This is a genomic window from Gordonia prachuapensis (genome assembly GCF_036350515.1).
GTDB lineage: Bacteria > Actinomycetota > Actinomycetes > Mycobacteriales > Mycobacteriaceae > Gordonia > Gordonia prachuapensis.
In genome coordinates this window covers 18,507-37,417 of the sequence record NZ_JAZDUE010000028.1, presented here as the reverse complement: position 1 = coordinate 37,417, position 18,911 = coordinate 18,507, and the positions used below count along the sequence as shown (strand labels likewise).

The window sequence follows — 18,911 nt, the reverse complement described above, 5'->3', positions numbered from 1 at the left end:
GACATACGGGCTCACCAACCGACCATATCCGAGACATTTAGTGCTCGAGATTCCAGACAGCCAACACGCTGACCAGCACCGATAACCAGCCGCCGCCCCGAAATCGGGTCAGGAGGTCCAACTCAGGTCGAACGCTCGACTTTGATCGAGCTGCTGCGCTTGTTCGCACCACTGCCCATGCAGCTCGAAGGCGACGCCTTTGGCTTCATCTACGAAGACTTCCTTTCCAACTTCGCCGCCCAGGAAGGTAAAGGCGGCGGTGAGTATTTCACGCCCTACTCGATCGTGCGGCTGATTGTAGAAATCCTGGAGCCTTTCGCCGGCCGCGTATTCGATCCCGCCTGCGGGTCGGGCGGCATGTTCGTCCAGTGCGCGAAATTCATTGAGCGTCATCACGAATCAGCAACGCGCAAGTTATCTGTCTTTGGCACCGAGAAGACCGAAGACACGGTCCCGTTGGCCAAGATGAACCTCGCGCTGCATGGTCTCTCCGGTGATATCCGCCAGGCCAATAGCTATTACGAAGATCCACACAAGGCTGTCGGCGCCTTCGACTACGTCATGGCCAACCCGCCGTTCAACGTCGACAAAGTGAAGAAGGGTCAGCTTGCTGGCGACAAGCGCTTCATGTTCGGAATCCCCAAGTCCGACAACGCCAACTACCTGTGGATACAGGAGTTCTACGCCGCGCTCGGGAAGAAGGGTCGTGCCGGATTTGTCATGGCGAACTCGGCAGGTGACGCAGGGCACTCCGAGAAGGAGATCCGCAAGCAGATCATCGAATCCGGAGCGGTTGACGTGATGGTCGCGATCAGCTCCAACTTTTTCTACACCGTCACGTTGCCGGTGACCTTGTGGTTTCTGGACAAGGCCAAGGGAGGTACGCCGCGTGAAGACACAGTCCTGTTCGTCGACGCGCGACACACATACCGCCAGATCGACCGCGCCCACCGTGACTTCATGCCCGAGCAGATTGAGTTCCTCGCGAACATCGTTCGGCTCTACCGAGGCGAAGACGTCGATACGGTTGCCGGCAGCGACGTGCTGCTGAAGGAGAACTTCCCCGATGGCAAGTATGTCGACGTCGCCGGACTCTGCAGGATCGCGACGCGGTCTGAGATTGAGGACCAGGGATGGAGCCTTAATCCCGGTCGGTACACGGGCTCTGCAGCGGTGGCCGAGGACGACGAGGACTTTGAAGTCAAGCTCGAAGAACTGTACGAGGAGTTTACTCGGCTTAGCGATGAGGCTGCGGGCCTACAGGCCGTCGTCGACGTGGCCATTCAAGGGGTCCTCGACGCATGACGGAGTGGACGACGGTGGCGCTCAGAGACGTAGCGCAAGTATTCGATGGGCCACACGCGACGCCGCGGAAGACGGATGACGGGCCTTGGTATCTGAGCATCTCCTCGCTGAAACAGGGACGCTTCGACTTCTCAGAGTCAGCGCATTTGAGCGACGTTGATCTGCCCCGGTGGACGAAGCGGGTGATGCCACGGCCGGGAGACACGCTCTTCTCGTACGAGACTCGTCTTGGGGATGCAGCGTACTGGGGACACTCCTGCCAGGCTGCCCTCGGCCGTCGGATGGGCTTGCTCAGACCCGACCCTGAGCGGGTGAACCCGCGGTACCTGTCGTATGCCTATCTCGGTCCGGACTTCCAGTCGACGATTCGAGAGAACACTCTGTCTGGATCGACAGTGGACCGCATTCCTGTCGGGGCGATGCCTAACTGGCCAATCCGTCTCCCTGACCTTGTCAGCCAGAGCGTCATCGCCGAGGTCCTGGGTTCGATCGATGACCTAATCGAAAACAACCGCCGGCGAGTGGAGGTGCTGGAGGAGATGGCGCGGGCCATCTACCGCGAGTGGTTCGTGAAGTTCCAGTATCCCGGCCATGAAGACGTTCCCCTCGTCGACTCCGCCCTCGGCCCAGTACCCCATGAGTGGTCGGTCGCGAATCTCTTCAACGCTGCCGACGTCGGTTTTGGGTGCTCATTCAAGTCTCCTCGGTTCTCGAATTCTGGTCCGTTCCAGGTGATTCGAATTCGCGATATCCCCTCTGGTATCTCGGGGACATTCACCGACGAGGTGGCCGATCCGCGCTATGCCGTCTTTGACGATGACGTCCTCATAGGCATGGATGGTGATTTCCACATGACAGTCTGGACTGGTGAAGACGCTTGGCTAAATCAGCGAGTCACGCGACTTCGACCGAAGCTCGGGTTATCCGCGCTCCATCTATTGCTCGCAATCGAAGGCCAGATCAAAGAGTGGAACCGCGCGATTGTCGGCACCACCGTGGCTCATCTCGGCAAGAAGCATCTCCAACTTGTCACCGTCCTAGTGCCGAATGAAGTGACGCTCGCTCGTGCGTCTGGAGTCTTTGTGCCCATGATGGACGAGCGTCGAACGCTAATCCAATCCAGTCGCCGGCTCGCCGCACTCCGCGACCGCCTCCTTCCTAAGTTGGTCACCGGACAGATCGACGTAGCCTCACTAGATCTGGATGCGCTGGTGGGAGATCGGGTGGCGTGATGATGGCACGGGGTCCGGAGTACGACTACGTCGAGAAGCCCAGCATGGATCTGCTGGATGATCTTGGCTGGACCCCGGTCGATGCTTTCCACGAAACCCTTGGGGATCAAGGCACTTTGGGCCGTGACTCTCAACACGATGTGATACTCGCCCATCGCCTACGCTTTGCGCTGCGCAAGCTCAACCCCGAAGATGTGCCTGACCTAGTGATCGACGAAGCGATCGAGGCGCTGACCAAGGACCGCTTGGTGATGGATCGAGTGCGCGCCAATCGCGAGGTTTACGACCTGCTGCGCGACGGGTATCAAGCCGAGTGGGTAGATGACAATGGCGACAAGCAGATTGCGATCCTGCGCTATGTTGACCTGCGAGACCCGCTGAACAACGATCTACTGGCGGTTCAGCAGATGTGGGTCAAGGGTCCGTTGCACAGTCGCCGCCTGGACGTCGCTCTCTTTGTCAACGGTGTGCCGTTGGTGGTGGTGGAGTTCAAAGAGCCCAATGCGCCGGTCAAGTCCGCCTACGACGACAACCTGACCGACTACCGCGACACTATCCCACAGCTCTTCATGCCCAATTGCTTTGTCCTGCTGTCCAATGGCAGTGAGGCGAAAGTCGGTTCGACGTATGCGCCTTGGGACTTTTTCTCCGACTGGAGGGTGATCGATGCCTTCGGGGCTCGCAGCGAGATCGCGCTGCAGACTGCTCTACAGGGTACTTGCGATCCCACGAAGCTGCTGGACTTGTTCGAGAACTTCGTTTCCTATATGGAACGTCCTGGCGGGCTCATCAAGATCACGGCGCGCTCGCACCAGTACCTGGGCGTCAACGCTGCGATCGAGAATCTCGACCGGGCCCGCGCCGAGCAAGACAAGCGCCTCGGGGTCTTCTGGCATACCCAAGGTTCGGGCAAGAGCCTATCGATGCTGTGGTTCACGCAGAAGGTGTTGCGTCATGTGCGCGGCACGTGGACCTTCGTTATGGTCACGGACCGAAGCGAACTCGATACGCAACTGCATGGGGAGTTCGCGGACGCCGGTGCGATTCCGCCCGAAGCACGAGTACACGCCGACTCCATCGCGCATCTGCGTGAACTGCTTGCAGCCGACCACCGCTACGTCTTCACGCTGATTCAGAAGTTCCAGCCGTCACAGGGTGAACGGCAGATGCCGGTGCTCTCCGACCGCTCGGACGTCATTGTCATCACCGATGAGGCACACCGCAGCCAGTACGACACGCTGGCACTCAACATGCGAACAGCACTCCCGAACGCTTCGATGATGGGCTTCACTGGAACCCCGCTGATCGCTGGGGTAGAGCAGGCCACCCGTCTGCAGTTCGGCGACTACGTCAGTATCTACAACTTCGGCGACGCCATCGAAGACGGCGCCACCGTCCCTCTCTACTACGAAAACCGCATCCCTGAGCTACAACTCACCAATGCAGAATTTGCTGAGGAACTTGATGCGCTGCTGGAGGAAGCGGAGCTCGACGAAGACGCAGAGGGAGCACTGGCACGCCGATTCGGTAAGCAGTACACACTTCTGACTCGCCCTGAACGATTGAAGACCCTCGCCAAAGACCTCGTTTCTCATTTCGTCGGTCGAGGGTTCTCCGGTAAGGCAATGTACGTCGGACTCGACAAGGCTGCCGCAGTGCGAATGTACGGCCTCGTTCAGGAAGCCTGGGACGAGCAGATCAACGATCTGAAGCGGCAGCACGATGCTCTTCCGGAACTGGAACGACCCTGGCTGGCCTCTCGGATCAAGCTGATGGAGACCACGGACATGGCCGTCGTTGTCTCCCAGAGCCAGAATGAGCTGAAGATGCTCGACGACCTCGGCCTCGACATTCGGCCCCACCGCGAGCGCATGAACCGCGAGGATCTTGCCGAGAAGTTCAAGGACCCGAGCGATCCGCTTCGGCTGGTGTTCGTGTGCGCGATGTGGATGACCGGCTTCGACGCCCCAAGTGTGTCGACGATCTACCTCGACCGCCCGATGAAGAACCACACCCTCATGCAGACCATCGCCCGCGCGAACCGCGTCTTTCCGGAGAAGGACAACGGCCTGATCGTCGACTACGTCGGCGTCTTCCGGAACCTGGAGAAGGCCCTTGCCGTCTATGGAGCGGCCAAAGAGGGCGAATCGCCGATCGAGATCATCGACGCTCTCGCGGCCGCACTCGACGCTGCTGTTGCCGAACTGATCAACTTCTGCGCGGCCGTGGGCGTCGATCTGGTTGCGCTGCGTGATGCTGAGGGTTTCGACCACGTGGCTAAGCGGGACTCTGCGATAGAGGCCCTTCTGGTGGACGAGCAGACCCGCAACGACTTCACCGTGAAGGCGCGACAGGTACGGAGACTCTTTAAGGCACTCCTTCCGAACACGAAAGCCGCTGCGCAGCAGCGTAATGTTGCGGCGATTCGTGTTCTTGCGGAGCGCATCCACGAAGTGACTAAACCTCCGACCCCGGACATCGGAACCGTTGCCGACGCCGTCGACGCTCTGCTGGACCGCTCGGTCGGCGCCGAGGAGTACGTCATCCGCGCGGCGGCCGAAGGAAGCGAACCCGACCCGTTAACCGACCTGTCGCAGATCGATTTTGACGGACTTGCCGCAAGGCTGGCCCGCCGTAAGCGGGCCGAGACCGACCGGATGGCTCAGCTCCTTCGGCAGCAAGCCGTGGGCGCAGCATTGCGGAACCCGACGCGGTACGAACTGGTCGAGCGGATTGAGCAGCTGATCGCGGACTACAACGCAGGCAGCGTCAACATCGACGAGTACCTGCGCCGCCTGATCGAGCTTTCCAAAACCCTTACCGCAGAGGAGGAGCGAGCGGTCCGCGAGGACATGACCGAGGAAGAACTAGCGATCTTCGACCTCCTCACCAAACCTAATCCCGTGCTGACAACCGAGGAACGGGAGAGGGTACAGGCAAGCGCCAGGACACTCCTTGAGCACCTGCACGAGAAGCTGGTGCAGGACTGGCGACGCAAGGTCGATGTGATGAACGACGTCAACAGCACCATCCGACGTTTGCTCGACGCGGGTCTCCCCGAGACGCCTTACACCATCGACGTCTTCCGCGAGAAGGTTCAGCTTGTATACGACCACGTTCTCAGCGCATACGGAGATGACGGCGAGAGTGTGTACACCCGTCGCACTGACTTCGGGTTTCCAGACCAGGGCGTAGGGATCGAACCTGCGGGACCGATCGACGTGAACAAGGTTGCTGACGATGTCGTCGCGCGCATACACGCCGATCCGATATTTGCGGCGAATGTTGCTGAGCAGCTGCATGAGCAGCGACCTCGCAGCTGACAGACCGTTAGTCTGATCTGTGACCGGCCGACCCCCGTCGATCACCCGACGAGCAGCCTCCGCCTTGAACTCAGGCGTAAACGACCGACGCGTCCTGGCCATGCTGACATCCTTCCAGCAGGACCCTTCCCCCTGCTATCTCAGGTCAGGAGGTCCAACTCAGGCCTGAGTTGGACCTCCTGACAGATTTTTCGGTGCTCGGCGGATCATCAGTGCTGGTCAGCGGATCTCCGACTTTGGATTTCGAGCACTAAATCCCTCGGACATGACCGTTCCAGGACCCCCGCACGCCTGGAAGGTTGGGGCGGGCCGGGCGTCGAGAGCGGTCGCCAAAGGCAAGAGTGGGAGCGGTCAACGCCTATCAGCACCGAAAATTGTGGCGCAGAACAGGTTCGAGTCGTTCGGTGACGGGATGAGGGTTGGTCGGCTCAGTGAAACCGCCGGCAATTCGATCAAGAATTTGACCAGACCCTCGCCAAGTTCACACCAAAGGCGGCCCCTCCATTGACGCCGACGCCCACCTGCGCCTCTCCGCGCCCGAAACCATCTGGACGACGACGCTGAAGTGATCCTCGCCGTCATCAACGCCAGGCCTGACTTTTATCACTGCGAAGGCCGCGGGTGAACGTTGAGCTTGTGACCTGCGGCGATGGGTGGGTTCGGTGGTGGATTTGCGCACTAACTCGGGGTTCGTAGGCTGCTGATGTGGCGTATGTGCGGACGGTGAAGACGGCGTCGGGTGCAACGGCGGTGCAGATCGTGCACTCGTCGCGGCGCGGGTCGCGCGATATCGAGCATCTCGGATCCGCACATGACTCCGCGGCGGTAGCTGCGTTGAAAGCCGTGGCCGCACAACGCATCGCCGGCGGGCAGGAAGAGCTCGATCTGGGTGTGGGCGTGGCTGCTGGTTCTGGTCCGCTGCCGATCACGTCCTCGCGGATGAGTCACCTGTGCGACGCGGTGATCGGGGTCTACGACGAGTTGGGGTTCGCGACCGCGGCCGACGGTGATCAGGTGTTTCGCGATCTGGTCCTGGCCCGCATCATCGAACCGACCAGCAAACTCGGCTCGCTGCGGGTGCTCGGCGAGGCCGGCATCGACCCGATGTCGTACCCGACGCTGAATCGGCGTCTACCGGTTTACGCCGAGCCCGACTGGCGTCGACGGCTGGCCGCGGCGTGTGCGGCCCATGCGCGGCTGGGACCGGCAAGCCTGCTGCTCTACGACGTGACCACGCTGTATTTCGAGACCGACAAGGCCGACGGGTTCCGCGAACCCGGCTTCTCCAAGGAACGTCGCCTGGAACCGCAGATCACCGTCGGCCTGCTCACCGACGCCTCAGGGTTTCCGCTGCAGATTGAAGCGTTCGAGGGAAACAAAGCCGAGACAGCGACGATGATGCCCACGCTGCGTGCCTTCATGGCCGCCCACCAGCTTGATGACATCACCGTGGTCGCTGATGCCGGGATGATCTCGGCAGCGAAAAAACAGGCCATCGAAGCGGCCGGTCTGTCGTTCATCCTGGGCGAGAAGATCCCCACCGTGCCCTATCTGATTGACAAGTGGCACAACGACAATCCAGATCAGACCCCTCCGGACGGACTGATCCTGACCCAGCCGTACCCGGCCAATGCCAAGACCAGCTTCCGCCGCAGCCAGGTCGTCTACTACGCCTACAGTGCCGATCGCGCCCGACGCAGCCTGCGTGGCATCAACGAGCAAGTCGCCAAAGCCGAGAAGGTCGTGGCCGGCACTCTGTCGGTCAAGCGCAACCGGTTTGTCACCCTCAAAGGCGCCGACAAGAGCGTCAACCGCGACCTCGAAGCCAAGGCGCGTCGGCTGGCCGGATGGAAGGCCTACGCCACCAATATCACCGCTCCGACACCGGAATTCGTGATCGGCTCCTACCACCAGCTGTGGCGGATCGAGAAAAGCTTCCGCATGTCGAAAAGCGACCTCGCCGCACGCCCAATCTTCCACCGCACCCGCGACTCCATCGACGCGCACCTGACCATCGTGTTCGCCGCGCTCGCGGTCACCCGCGTCATCGAAGAACGCTCCGGCTGGTCGATCAAGAAGTTCGTCACCACCGCCCGCCGCTACCGCACCATCGAAATCCAAGCCGGCGAGCACACCATCACCGCCGCCGACCCACTACCCAACGACCTGCACGAAGTCCTCACCGCAATCCGGGGACCGCACTAAATTGATAAAACTTAGGTATCAGCACCGAAAATTGTGGCGCAGAACAGGTTCGAGTCGTTCGGTGACGGGATGAGGGTTGGTCGGCTCAGTGAGACCGCCGGCAATTCGATCAAGAATTTGACCAGACCCTCGCCAAGTTCACACCAAAGGCGGCCCCTCCATTGACGCCGACGCCCACCTGCGCCTCTCCGCGCCCGAAACCATCTGGACGACGACGCTGAAGTGATCCTCGCCGTCATCAACGCCAGGCACTAAGGAGGTCCAACTCAGGTCAGGCCTGACCGCGCGCACCCCGCTCGACGACGACGCCGAAACGATCATCGCCGCCATCACCGCCAGGCACTAAGGAGGTCCAACTCAGGTCAAACTGGGGAAGTTCAGCCCGATCAGGCTGGTCGATCAAGAAGTTCGTCACCACCGCCCGCCGCTACCGGGCCATAACCATCAACGCCGGCTGGCATACCATCAACGCCGCCGACCCCATCCCCGACGACCTGCAACAAGTCATCACCGCAATCCGCGGTGGACACTAAATTGAGCCAGGTCAGGTCACATCGGGAAGGCTGACCCCGGATAGGGATCGTAACTCCGCTACGGCCGCGGAGGCACGGGGACGCTTGCCGGGATGGGTACAGAGGTGGTGACCGTGGTCTGCGTCGTCGGCGGGGAATCAAGGTTCTCCCGCGTATTTGCCGGTAGGGGCCGGGTGACGGCTGCGGCGATCAGTACGCCGACCCCGAGTACCAGCAGCGCGACGTAGAAAGGGGCGATCGACCATGACCGCCAGACAGACCGCTCCGGGACATATGACTGCTTGATCTTCTGCCGCCTCGTCCTTTCCGGCGTGCCGTCCGCCAGCGGCTCGTCAGCATCTGTCGGATCGAGAGTGAACCGAGGGACCATGCGTTCCGCTCGCGCGACAGTGTTGTATAGCTTCCGGAACGCCTTCTCGCTGCGCAGGTAGTTGGCGTCGAGGTACGCGAAGAGGATCACCGCGACAATTCCGAGAAGCGCGAGTGGCCATAGGTGCTGAGTTAGAGCGAAACCGAAGGCTGCTGTCGTGACCGGAAGGAGCCATCCTTTCGCAGACGACGACGCAGCGGACTGTCGCGTAACCACCGCCTGGATGTAGTCGAGGTGCTTGCGTCGGTCCTCGGGCGACAACTCCGGTTGTGCGGGCGGCGGAGTGGACTGGACCGCAGCTATCACGCGACGAAGCGCGTCGTCCTTGCTGGCTTCCGTGTAGTCGGTCTCGGATGGCCAGATCGGTCCAATCGCGTCACCGCCTTTTCGAGGGACCAGGTGCACGTGAAGGTGCGGCACCGTCTGGGTAGCCGCATCGCCGTTAGACTGGATGACGTTGAGTCCCTCCGGCAGGAGCGCGGAGCGTAGTGCCGAGGAGACGAACACTGCTGCGGTCGATAACTCCGCCGATTCCTCCGGTCGCAGTCCCCAGATGTCTTCCACGTGCCGCCTCGGCACCACAAGTACGTGGCCCAAGACGGCGGGTTCCGTCGGGAAGAACGCGACGACGTGCTCGTTCCGGTACACCTCCCGAACGTCTGGATCGTCGCCGGCGACGATGGCGCAGAACGGGCACTGTTCAGAGCTCACGGCAGTCGAGTCTTGGCCTGTCCAACCCAGCTTTCCAGGTTGTTGGACAGGTTCGCGTAGGTGGCCTTGGTGTCGATGTGCCCCCGCCAGTCCGTCTGTGTCGGGTCGAACACGGGAACGCCGTACACACCCGAAGCCTTAGTGAACGGGTCCGCTCCGCGGCTGTCGGCGCCGGAGCTCATCGATGCCAGCCCGTGGATGCGCACACCGACGAGGGGCTTCTTGTCGTCCCACGCCTTCTCGATCTCGTACAGCACCCACGGCCGTGAGGCGGTCTCCTGACCAATCAGAACGACAACGGCGCGTTTGTAGGCCATCTCCTTGTGGATCCAATCCTTGATCGCCTGATCGCCCTGTCGGCGCACCGCCTCCCACTGCTGGGCGCCAAGAAGAGGCTGGCCTTCAAGCGCCCCAATCTGTCGGACGAGTTGCACTCGATGAACGTCGCGCTCGTAGTGGAAGGAGTAGAACACAGTCTTGGTTGCCATCGTTGGCTCCTCTCAAGGCTTCGGCGTCCTGCCGGAAGCACGGCTCGTTGAGGTTAGCTCCGGGGGGTGACAAGAACGGCGAACGCCTAAACAACGGTCGCCCCGTTGAGCGTTTTCCATCTCGTACTCCGGTTCTCCCAGCCAAGCTAAACCTGCTAGCGTAGTTCTTTGCGTAGCGAATCTTCTCGGCTCCCAAGCATGGCCATTCTTGGTCCGATCTTGCCCCGCAGATCGCGAAACGCGTACCACGCGACCGATCTTCTGTACCGAATCAATCAATACGCATCAATGCGCCACATTCTTCACAGATGTTGAAGCGATCAGGCGCCTTTCTCGAATTGGCAAGTACCAAATTACACCTCGAACAGTAGAATTCGCCAGCCTTCACCTGCGGCCGTGCACGCAATGCGGCCAGTTTCTTAGAGAGGCTGTCCGCCAAGTCATCTAGCTGTGGCTCGTGCGGCTGATTAGCCAAAACTTCCCAAGAACCGACATTGTTGTGGAGGTCGAATAGAGCTTGTCCGCCGGGCTCGGAGAAGACTATAGGTATCACATTCTCAGATCCAAATCTGGCATGAAAGTGCTTGCTCTCGAATCTAGTCCACACGCGATTTGGATAATCTGGAGATAAGAAGCAAATAACGAAGCTAGCCTGAGACTTGTAAATAGGCGCGAGATACTCTTCAAGATTAGCGGCCAAGATGCGGTCCTGCTCGTCGTCATCGTAGAATACGCTGATCTCCCGCTCCTTGAGCCTTTGAGAGAGGTACTTGGCCGAATGCCTACGGTCCTTCGCAAACGACAAGGCAAAGTCGTATTTCGCGTCAAACTCAATATTAATAAATCCGACTTGTGCGGCAAACTTATCCCACAATAGGGTCCTCAGGTAAAAGTAAAACTGCGGATCTTCAACGGTAAGAAATTTGTTCCGGGAATCATAGTGAAGTAAATGGCCGAACTCGTCGTCGCTGCGAATATGATCTAGGAGGTGGTCCCCATATACAACGCCCGACACGCTCGATGCGACTTTTGGATGCGTAGCAATCGCGGTAGTAAGTCGTACTGACCATTCGTCAGACTCTGACAACCATCTGAGCAAGTGCAGGTATGGGGCACGACCTTCGGGGTTTAAGCGTGGGCCTGCGGCAAACCTAATAGCTGTGTCAGAGAAGGTCTCCGCGAGGCCGTCCGCAACATTCTCTAGTACGACTTCAAATGGAACGGAAGGAACCTGTCTGGTCTCCGTCTGCTCCAGAATGTCGGACAGCAAGCAGCAACGATACGACAACATCTGTGCTAATTGGAAACTGCCCCTCGACGCATCTACGATTTCTGAAATTGGCAGATCCGCATTCATTACAGCCGAACCCTCACCGACAAGACTAGCTACCTTGCTGTCAGGGTTGCGTCCCAATTTAATAATGTCTACGCGACCAGAGAGGTCTCGACCAAAACTCATTAGAGACTTGCCCGCATCGGTTATTCCTAAGATGACTAGCTGGGTGCTCGTGATACCTTCGTCTGCCAGTACCTTCATTCTGTCGGCGACGCTATGCTGCATCTCTGTCGAAAGACGGTGGTAATCGTCAATTACGACGATGCCGATATTGTCAAGTTCAATGATAGTCTCAAGCAGCTCTCGGTCCGCTTGCTTCCTTGCGCTGAGAAACTCGACCTGCACCTTACTTCTATCAATTTCGACCTCGATCGCCTTTATTAGAGCGGTCGTCTTCCCCACTCCGGTAGGGCCCTCGATCACCACGCAGCGGCCGGGGGTTCTCAACGCAATCTGTAGCGCGCTAAACTCAGCTGGTCTTACGAAAGTATGCTTCGGGATACCCGAAGATGTGAAGACTTCCTCGAGCTTTGGGCGCACCATACCGAGGAGGATAGTGCACCTGGGGTCGATTCGCTACGCCGCTCGGCGCAACGCTTTGCGTACATAGGTCTACGCCCACCCTTTCGGACCGGACCGTGCGCGAGACACAGCCTATCTCGGAGCCGTATAACGTGTGGTGCTAGCGAGATGGCTCATCGGTTGCTCCCGACGAGGATTTTTGCAAATCGTCCGCCAACGTGTCGCAGAACGGTCGATTTGGCGAACAGGTGCAGAAACCACAACGACATCGGAGACGTTTCCGGCTATTACGAAGCTGGCCGGATCGAGGGTACCGTCCGGAAGCCCTTGCGGACACTCTGGGTGCCTAAACTACTATCTTGCACTCACATAGGTACCAGATCTGACTAGCCGGTTTCCGGCCGGAACCTCGAATGGTTGGGGACGGCGGGGTCTGCCTGGCCTTTGACCGGTCGTCACCACTGACGCCCACAAGGAGGGATCGGGTCTCGGGATACCTCGTCGTAATGATAGGGGGTGCACGGTTCCATCGACTCCGACCACGCGAGCACCCGCGCCGACCTACCCCTGCCCCACCCGCTCGAACCGAGCGACATGCATCAGACTTCCCACTGCTCCGGGATAGCGCCGCAGGGTGAGGCGAACACGAACCCATTCCCCGTCGGCGCCCAGCAGCTCCACGTCGATCGGGATCTCCATCGCGTCGTCGCCGGCCATCAACGCTTCACGTGCCCGGAGGAACTCCCCGAAGTCCGAGGGGTTGACCAGGTTTCCGGGGATCGATGAATGGCTGTGTTCCACAGCGGATTCCGCGATGTAGCGCGGGCGCGGTGAGATCCAGTACATCAAGACCGGAACCAGATCCGATGGGTCCGTCGGGCTGGTGCGGTAGGCCACCAGGACCGTGCTGGGGCCGTCGTCGGGGTGTCCGAGCTTCAGCGCCGCGAGCGGGGCGATCTGCGGTTCCTCGGTGTCGGTGACGTCGTGGAACATGCCGCGGACCTCTTTGCCGTCCGGGCCGGCGTTGCTGCGGGCGACTCCGCGCCACGCCATCAGGTGCGAATCGTCGTGCAAGACGGTCAGACGTCCCTGGAAATGCGTACGCGAACCGTCGTTCATGCACAGTTCGGCCAGCTCGTTCAGCGCGTCGAACTGCACCACCTTGCGCAGGAACTGGCCGGGATCCCGGGTGTCGCCGAACCCATCTGGGCTGATCGACGACATCATGTACGACTCCAGGGTGTGCCGGGCCACCAGCGAATCGACGTCCCAATTGACCGACGCGATGGCCCGTGCTGGAGCGGGGGTTTCGTCTGCCGGCCCGATCCAGGTCTTGATGCCGTAGACGTCACCCTCGAAGCCCAACACGGGCCGCATCACCACCCGCCGCGGCCCCATCCGGCCGGAGACGATCTGGTCGAGTTCATCGCCGGTTGCGCGGACCTGTGCGACGAGTTCGTCGATACCGGTGATGCCGTCGGAGCGCTGTACGGTGCGCAGCGACGCCCAGTCTCGCTGGTGGCCGTCCGTGAACACGATCGACGCCGACGGTTCGGGACAGAACGTCTCGATCAGATACCAGGGCATCCCGTCACCGCCGGGGAGTCGCGACGATGGTGAACGGCTCCGGTCGCAAGGTGGCCCGTTCCCGCATGGACAGTGCCGCAGCGGGATCGGCCAGCTGCAGCCGGAACCGCGAGATGAGCGCACCGAGCAGCAGCGTCGTCTCGTGCAGCGCGAACTGGCGTCCGATGCAGGAGCGTGGCCCGGTTCCCCACGGCGCGAAGTACTTCTCCGAGCTGGCGGTGAGCCGCTCGCCGACGAACCGGTCTGCCCGGAAGGTGTGGGCGTCGTCGCCCCACACCTCCGGATCCCGTTGCGCGGCAAGGGACAGGACGAACACGCCCCGGCCGGCGGGTATGCGGTAGCCGCCCAGGTCCTGGTCGGTCCGCGCGACCCGGAAGAACCCCGGCGCCGGCGGCCACAGGCGGAGGCATTCGTTGATGAAGGCCTTGACGCGACGGAGTTTGACGACCTCGTCGTAGCTGAACTCGGGGCCGCCGGCCAGTTCGGTGGCAGCGAGGTCGTCGGCCACGTCCGGATTCGCGGCGAGTTCGTACAGGGCGACTTCCATCAGGGCCGCCGTGGTCTCGTGGCCGGCGGCGAGGAAGGTCAGCACCTGATCGCGCACGTTGTCCAGCGGCAGGGTGGCACCGGTCTCGGGGTCGGGAGTGCTCAGCATGAGCCCGAGCAGGTCGGTGGTGTCGACATCGCCCGCCCGCTGGCGGTCCTCGATGATGGTTTCCACGTATCGGCGGGCGGTCGCGACGTCGCGGTGGCGGCCGGGCGCACTGAGCATCTCTCGGATCGGCCCGATGACGGGTAGATCGTTGGTCGACTCGCTCGCCCAGGTCAGCGCGCGGCCGAGCGCCCCGAGGAACTCCTCGGTTCCCGTCACCGCCTGACCGGTGTCGCCCAGCAGGCCCATCCGTTGGGAGAACCCGGCTCGGCCGATCACCTCGAGGGTGGCGGCGGTCATGTCCTGGTGGACATCGACCGTCGGGGTCTTCGCCCATTGGGCCGACAGGTCGGCTGCGACGCTGGACATCGCGTCGTGGTAAGCCCGCATGGCGGCCTGGGAGAAACCCGGTGTGAGGATGCGCCGCGCCTGACCCCACAGCGGGTCCTTCGTCTTGGCGGTGAACAGACCGGCGCCCGCCACCTCCCGCAGCTTCGCCAGGGGCCCGACCAGGGCGCGGCCCCAGTTCCGTTCGTCGAGGGTCTGGCTGGCGAGTTTCGCGCCGCCGACCACGATGAGCCGCTCACCCAGCAGCAGGCGTTGAAAGATCGGTCCCAGTTCGCGGGTCAATTCGGTCTCGTGCTGGGTGGGCTTGTGGCGATCGACCGAGGTCACGTCGCCGAGGACGGGGATGCGCCCGGCAGGGTGTGGCAGTTCGCTGAGCTGCTTTGTCGTCACGACAGCACAGTGTTCCAGACGGCGAGGACGGACTCAGGTCGCGGACGCCTCCCTCGACGCCGTTCGGCCGCGACAGGGGCGCGCCCGGCAAGATGACGTCACGTCCCGCTGCTAGCATCGACCGCACAACGCGCGCCTCTCGAGGTGGATGTTCCCGCGGCTCCGGATGTCCGAGCCCGGTCGCGAAACAGGGTCCTGACACGGGCCGGCCCATCTTCGGCCGGCTTGATCGGGCATGTTTTTGCGAGGTGGCAGCGTGGTGATCTATACATCGTCGGTCGACGAGGTGGCCCGGATGAGGCTGCGTCTCGGCTCGGCCGCCAGATGGATGGACTCCGACGAACGTCCCGACAGCGAACTGTTGGCTGCGCATGTCGCCGGCGACCGGAGCGCATTCGGCACCTTGATCCGACGTCACGAACGCTATCTGTGGGCGGTGGCCCGCCGAACGACGGGCGATCCTGATGACGCTGCCGATGCGATGCAGAATGCCCTGTTCAGTGCCCATCGCAACGCGCATCGTTTCCGTGGAGACGCGCAGGTTCGGACGTGGTTGCATCGGCTGGTCGTCAACGCGGGTCTCGACCGGCTGCGCCGGCGCGGGCGGGTGACGATGCCGCTGCCCAGCGGGGACATGCCCGCGCCGTCGTCGGGCATCGATCACGACGACCGCATCGACATCTCCAGCGCGTTGGCCGCGTTGCCTGCGCATCAGCGGGCCGCGATCGTTGCGGTCGACATCGAAGGCCTCAGCGTCGCCGACGCCGCCGATCGGCTCGGAGTCGCCCCGGGAACCATCAAGAGCCGCTGTGCACGCGGCCGCGCGGCGTTGGCGGTCACGCTGGGTCATCTGCGCTCGGCCTGAGATCCGACACATTTCTGGCCGCACCTACAGCTTCTGGCCGCAGTTGCGGTCCCAAGCCGGAACCCGCAACTGCGGCCAGAACTGGTGGTCGCCTACACCAGCGACGCGTACACGATGTAGTTGTCCTCGGTGGGCTGCCCGTCCTCGACGAAGCAGGTGACCAGGATCAGCCGACCCGGGACGGCGGCCCAGACCTCGTCGTAGTGATCGAGATTCCACTTGTCGTAGGTGGCGGTCGCGTCGACGCGGTAGGTGCGTGACCCGGTGGTGGTGTCGAGCCGGATCTGCGCGCCCGGCTCCACTTGTTGCAGTGGCGCGAACACGCCGTCGCCGTTGTGAATCGCGTGTCCGGCGAGATAGACGGTGTCGGCAGAACCCGGCTTACCCCGCTCGGTCCACCACCACGCGTCGTGTTCGGTCGGCGGGTCGATCTCCCCGGTGTCGTCGACGATGGGCTTGACGGCCGCATCGACGCGGACCGACGGAACGACAAGCCGGACCGGATCGCCGACCGGAGCGGTCCGGGCCTGCGACGGTTCGGTGCTGCCGGACAACACCTGCGCCGGCTTCACCGGTTCCTCCGACGTCCCCCCGCACGCGGTGAGCATCAGTACCGCACCGGCCAGGGCGAGCAGGGCCGCGACACCCGACGTGAATCTGCTTGTGCGCATTGCTTTCTCCCGTCAGTTCAGCGGTGGGGTGTCAACGGTTGGGCCGACGGACGACGGCGACCGCGGTGCCGCCGACGATGACGAGCGAGATCGCCCCGCCCAGCAGCGCGGCCTGCGCGACCGACTTCTCGTCGCCGGTGTCGAAGGTGGGCCGGTCGGTGGTGATGACCACGGGTGCGGGCTTCTCCTCGGTGATGGTCACCGGCGGTGTGGTGGTCGTGGGCGGAGGCGGGGTGCAATCGCCTTCCTCCTCGCAGTCGGGCTTCGGGCACTCCTCGACCTCGTCGTCGCACGGCGGCGGGCACTCGTCCTCACCCTCCTCGCACGGCGTCGGGCAGGTACCGGTCTCCTCGCAGGGCGGTTCGGGATCGGTCGGGTTGGAGCCGAAGCCGTCCGGGCCGTCCCAACCGCCTCCGGGCTCGTCGACCGGCGGCAGTAGGCCGCCCGGTCCGTCGAACCCGGGCTCCTCCTCACCAGCCGGCGGCAGGAAGCCATCGATCTCCGGATCGGGCTCGGGCAGCGGGACGATCTCGTCCTCGGGACCGACGGGCGGGGTGATCGGGCCGATGCCGAGACCCGGCTGGAAGTCCTCCGCGGGGCTCTCGGCGAACGCGACGCCGGCGCCCGGTGCGGCCAGTGCGGCGGCGATCGCCGCGCCGATGATGATCCGTCGTGTGGTGGTGAGGGTGGTGTTCATGGCTGGCTCCTGTGGTGTCCGAGGCCGAGGTGTTTCGGCCTTCGGGTGTAGGAGTCAGCCGCAGCTCACGCTGCAACACTTTCTGCGAAGGAAATCTGAACTTCGATGAAAGACCAGTTCAGACGGCTGAGTGATCAGCGGATGATCGGGCCGCACGCAGGCACGCACGTTGGTGTGCCGGGCTCCGCGACGGCCGGAGGGACGGCCGCCGGGGGGACCGGCACCACCGCGGGGTCGGGGTCGGGAACCTGTCGCGGATCGACGGGTGATTCGCCCGGAGGCTCGGCGGGAGGCGGCGGTTCGACCGGGGGCGGCGGCTCGACCGGCACGCGCGGTTCGACGACCGACGGCTCCGGCGGGATCGTGGGCCGCTGCGGCAGCGACGGCCGCTCTGGGCTCGGCGGCTCGGTCGGCGCCTCCTGCTCCGGCACGACCGGACTCACCGGTGGCGGCACAAACGCCGGTGCCGTCGCCGAGGGCATCTGCGAAGTGCGCGGCGTGGTCGCCACGGTCGGCGCATCGTCGACGACGGGCGTCGGCTCCACCTCCGACTCCGCCTGCATCACCACCGCGGCGACGATGGACCCGGCCACCAGCAGGGCGATCACCGCGGCGGTCACCCACATCCACCAACGATGCCCACGTCGATGCGCGGCCGGGTAGTCCCATGCGGGCCTGCCGTCGATCGACGTCGGTGACACCAGGTCCGGGCCGGCCGGCTCACCGCTCGCATCCACCGGTTCCGGCGCAATGGCCGATACATTCGCGGCCGCGGCCTGCGCCTCCCCGGCCTGCTGCGAATAAGCCACCAACACCGGCTCGGTATCGTCGATCACCCTGTTGCGCAGAATGATCGGCGCGGCGATGATCGGCAGCGCCACCAGGATGGCGGCCGGTGTGAACCGACGCCGGCGCTCCCCGCTGCACGCCTCACAGCTGTCGACATGCTTCGCGATCCGCTTGCGCCACAACGGCGTGAACGTTCCGTCCCATGCCGCGAGGATCTCGGTGAGCTCGTCGCAGCCGTCCCCGCCGGCGCGAGCCACCAACAGCGTGCCGAGGCTGCGCTCCAACGCTTTTCGACTGCGCGAGGTCAGCGCGGTCACGTGTGAGGGCTTCACACCCAGCACGGCGGCGATCTCCGCGTTGTCGAGATCATGCCGCAGACTCAGTTCGACGACCTCGCGGTCCTTCGGCGACAGACCGTCGAGGGCCGCGTGCACGAGTTCGCGTATCTCCTGACGGTGCAGGTCGTCGTCGGGGTCGTCCCCCACTGCGGTGTCATGCCAGTCCTCGAACGCGGTCTCGCGTTTCGCACCGCGCAGGGTGCGCAGACATTCGGACCTGACGATCGCGTACAGCCACGGCCGTAGCCGGCTCGGGTCGCGGAGTTGGCCGATGCGTGCGACGGCCACCAGGAAACTGTCGTGCGTGATGTCGGCGGCCCGCTCCCGACTACGCACCATCGAGTACGCGAACGTGTGCAGCGCCGAACCGTACCGGTCGTAGACGGCGCCGAGCGCGGCCATGTCGCCGGTCCGCAACGCCGCGACGATCGCCGCATCGTCGTGGCCGGCGCCTCCCGCCTCGAGTGGAACGGACATCGCGTCTCCCTGGGTCGCAATCCGTGCAGTCAACCTGATGGAGTCGCGAACGCGGCCGGTTGCAACACTTCT

13 protein-coding genes are annotated in these 18,911 nt (G+C 62.9%); 5 read left to right on the top strand and 8 right to left on the bottom strand.

The genetic code is table 11. The features are described 5' to 3' along the window. The first annotated feature begins 141 nt into the window (after positions 1-141). From V1Y59_RS23110 to V1Y59_RS23095, 4 genes are all read left to right on the top strand, one after another. A complete protein-coding gene (locus V1Y59_RS23110) occupies positions 142-1,305 on the top strand; it encodes an HsdM family class I SAM-dependent methyltransferase (RefSeq protein WP_330507375.1) in 1,164 nt (387 codons plus the stop codon). Next, entirely contained in the window at positions 1,302-2,537 is a 1,236-nt protein-coding gene (locus tag V1Y59_RS23105; protein WP_330507374.1) for a restriction endonuclease subunit S, read from the top strand. The genes V1Y59_RS23110 and V1Y59_RS23105 overlap by 4 nt, the downstream gene beginning before the upstream one ends. Beyond that, the gene (locus V1Y59_RS23100) at positions 2,537-5,860 is read left to right on the top strand and encodes a type I restriction endonuclease subunit R (protein WP_330507383.1); all 3,324 of its coding nucleotides are present in this window, start codon (positions 2,537-2,539) and stop codon (positions 5,858-5,860) included. Before V1Y59_RS23105 ends, V1Y59_RS23100 begins: the two co-directional genes overlap by 1 nt. Before the next feature lie 705 nt (positions 5,861-6,565). After that, positions 6,566-8,065: an IS1634 family transposase gene (locus V1Y59_RS23095; RefSeq protein ID WP_431309280.1), complete on the top strand. Its 1,500-nt coding sequence runs from the start codon at positions 6,566-6,568 to the stop codon at positions 8,063-8,065. Positions 8,066-8,656: 591 nt separating this feature from the next. On the opposite strand, the gene V1Y59_RS23085 is transcribed toward V1Y59_RS23095, so the two are convergent. The 5 genes from V1Y59_RS23085 to V1Y59_RS23065 all read right to left on the bottom strand — a co-directional run bounded on the left by V1Y59_RS23085 (position 8,657) and on the right by V1Y59_RS23065 (position 15,002). Beyond that, complete coding sequence (locus tag V1Y59_RS23085) at positions 8,657-9,679, bottom strand: HIT family protein (protein ID WP_330507373.1); 1,023 nt, start codon at positions 9,677-9,679, stop codon at positions 8,657-8,659. After that, on the bottom strand, positions 9,676-10,167 hold the full coding sequence (locus tag V1Y59_RS23080) for a TIR domain-containing protein (protein ID WP_330507372.1): 492 nt from the start codon (positions 10,165-10,167) through the stop codon (positions 9,676-9,678). The genes V1Y59_RS23085 and V1Y59_RS23080 overlap by 4 nt, the downstream gene beginning before the upstream one ends. Positions 10,168-10,438: 271 nt before the next feature. Further along, positions 10,439-12,046 carry a TIR domain-containing protein gene (locus V1Y59_RS23075; RefSeq protein WP_330507371.1) on the bottom strand — a complete coding sequence of 536 codons (1,608 nt, stop codon included), beginning with the start codon at positions 12,044-12,046 and terminating at the stop codon, positions 10,439-10,441. A 540-nt stretch (positions 12,047-12,586) separates the two neighbouring features. Beyond that, on the bottom strand, positions 12,587-13,612 hold the full coding sequence (locus V1Y59_RS23070) for a GAF domain-containing protein (protein ID WP_330507370.1): 1,026 nt from the start codon (positions 13,610-13,612) through the stop codon (positions 12,587-12,589). Between the two features lie 4 nt (positions 13,613-13,616). Beyond that, complete coding sequence (locus V1Y59_RS23065) at positions 13,617-15,002, bottom strand: cytochrome P450 (protein ID WP_330507369.1); 1,386 nt, start codon at positions 15,000-15,002, stop codon at positions 13,617-13,619. Positions 15,003-15,330: 328 nt separating this feature from the next. Between V1Y59_RS23065 and sigM the strand changes: the two genes are divergently transcribed. Further along, entirely contained in the window at positions 15,331-15,867 is a 537-nt protein-coding gene (gene sigM / locus V1Y59_RS23060) for an RNA polymerase sigma factor SigM (RefSeq protein ID WP_330507379.1), read from the top strand. 92 nt (positions 15,868-15,959) lie between these two features. On the opposite strand, the gene V1Y59_RS23055 is transcribed toward sigM, so the two are convergent. From V1Y59_RS23055 to V1Y59_RS23045, 3 genes are all read right to left on the bottom strand, one after another. Continuing rightward, the gene (locus V1Y59_RS23055) at positions 15,960-16,538 is read right to left on the bottom strand and encodes a class F sortase (protein WP_330507368.1); all 579 of its coding nucleotides are present in this window, start codon (positions 16,536-16,538) and stop codon (positions 15,960-15,962) included. Between the two features lie 31 nt (positions 16,539-16,569). Further along, positions 16,570-17,235 (bottom strand): hypothetical protein, encoded by a 666-nt coding sequence (locus V1Y59_RS23050; protein WP_330507367.1) that lies wholly within the window; start codon positions 17,233-17,235, stop codon positions 16,570-16,572. Positions 17,236-17,369: 134 nt separating this feature from the next. Then, positions 17,370-18,839 carry an RNA polymerase sigma factor gene (locus V1Y59_RS23045; RefSeq protein WP_330507366.1) on the bottom strand — a complete coding sequence of 490 codons (1,470 nt, stop codon included), beginning with the start codon at positions 18,837-18,839 and terminating at the stop codon, positions 17,370-17,372. Positions 18,840-18,911: the final 72 nt, after the last annotated feature.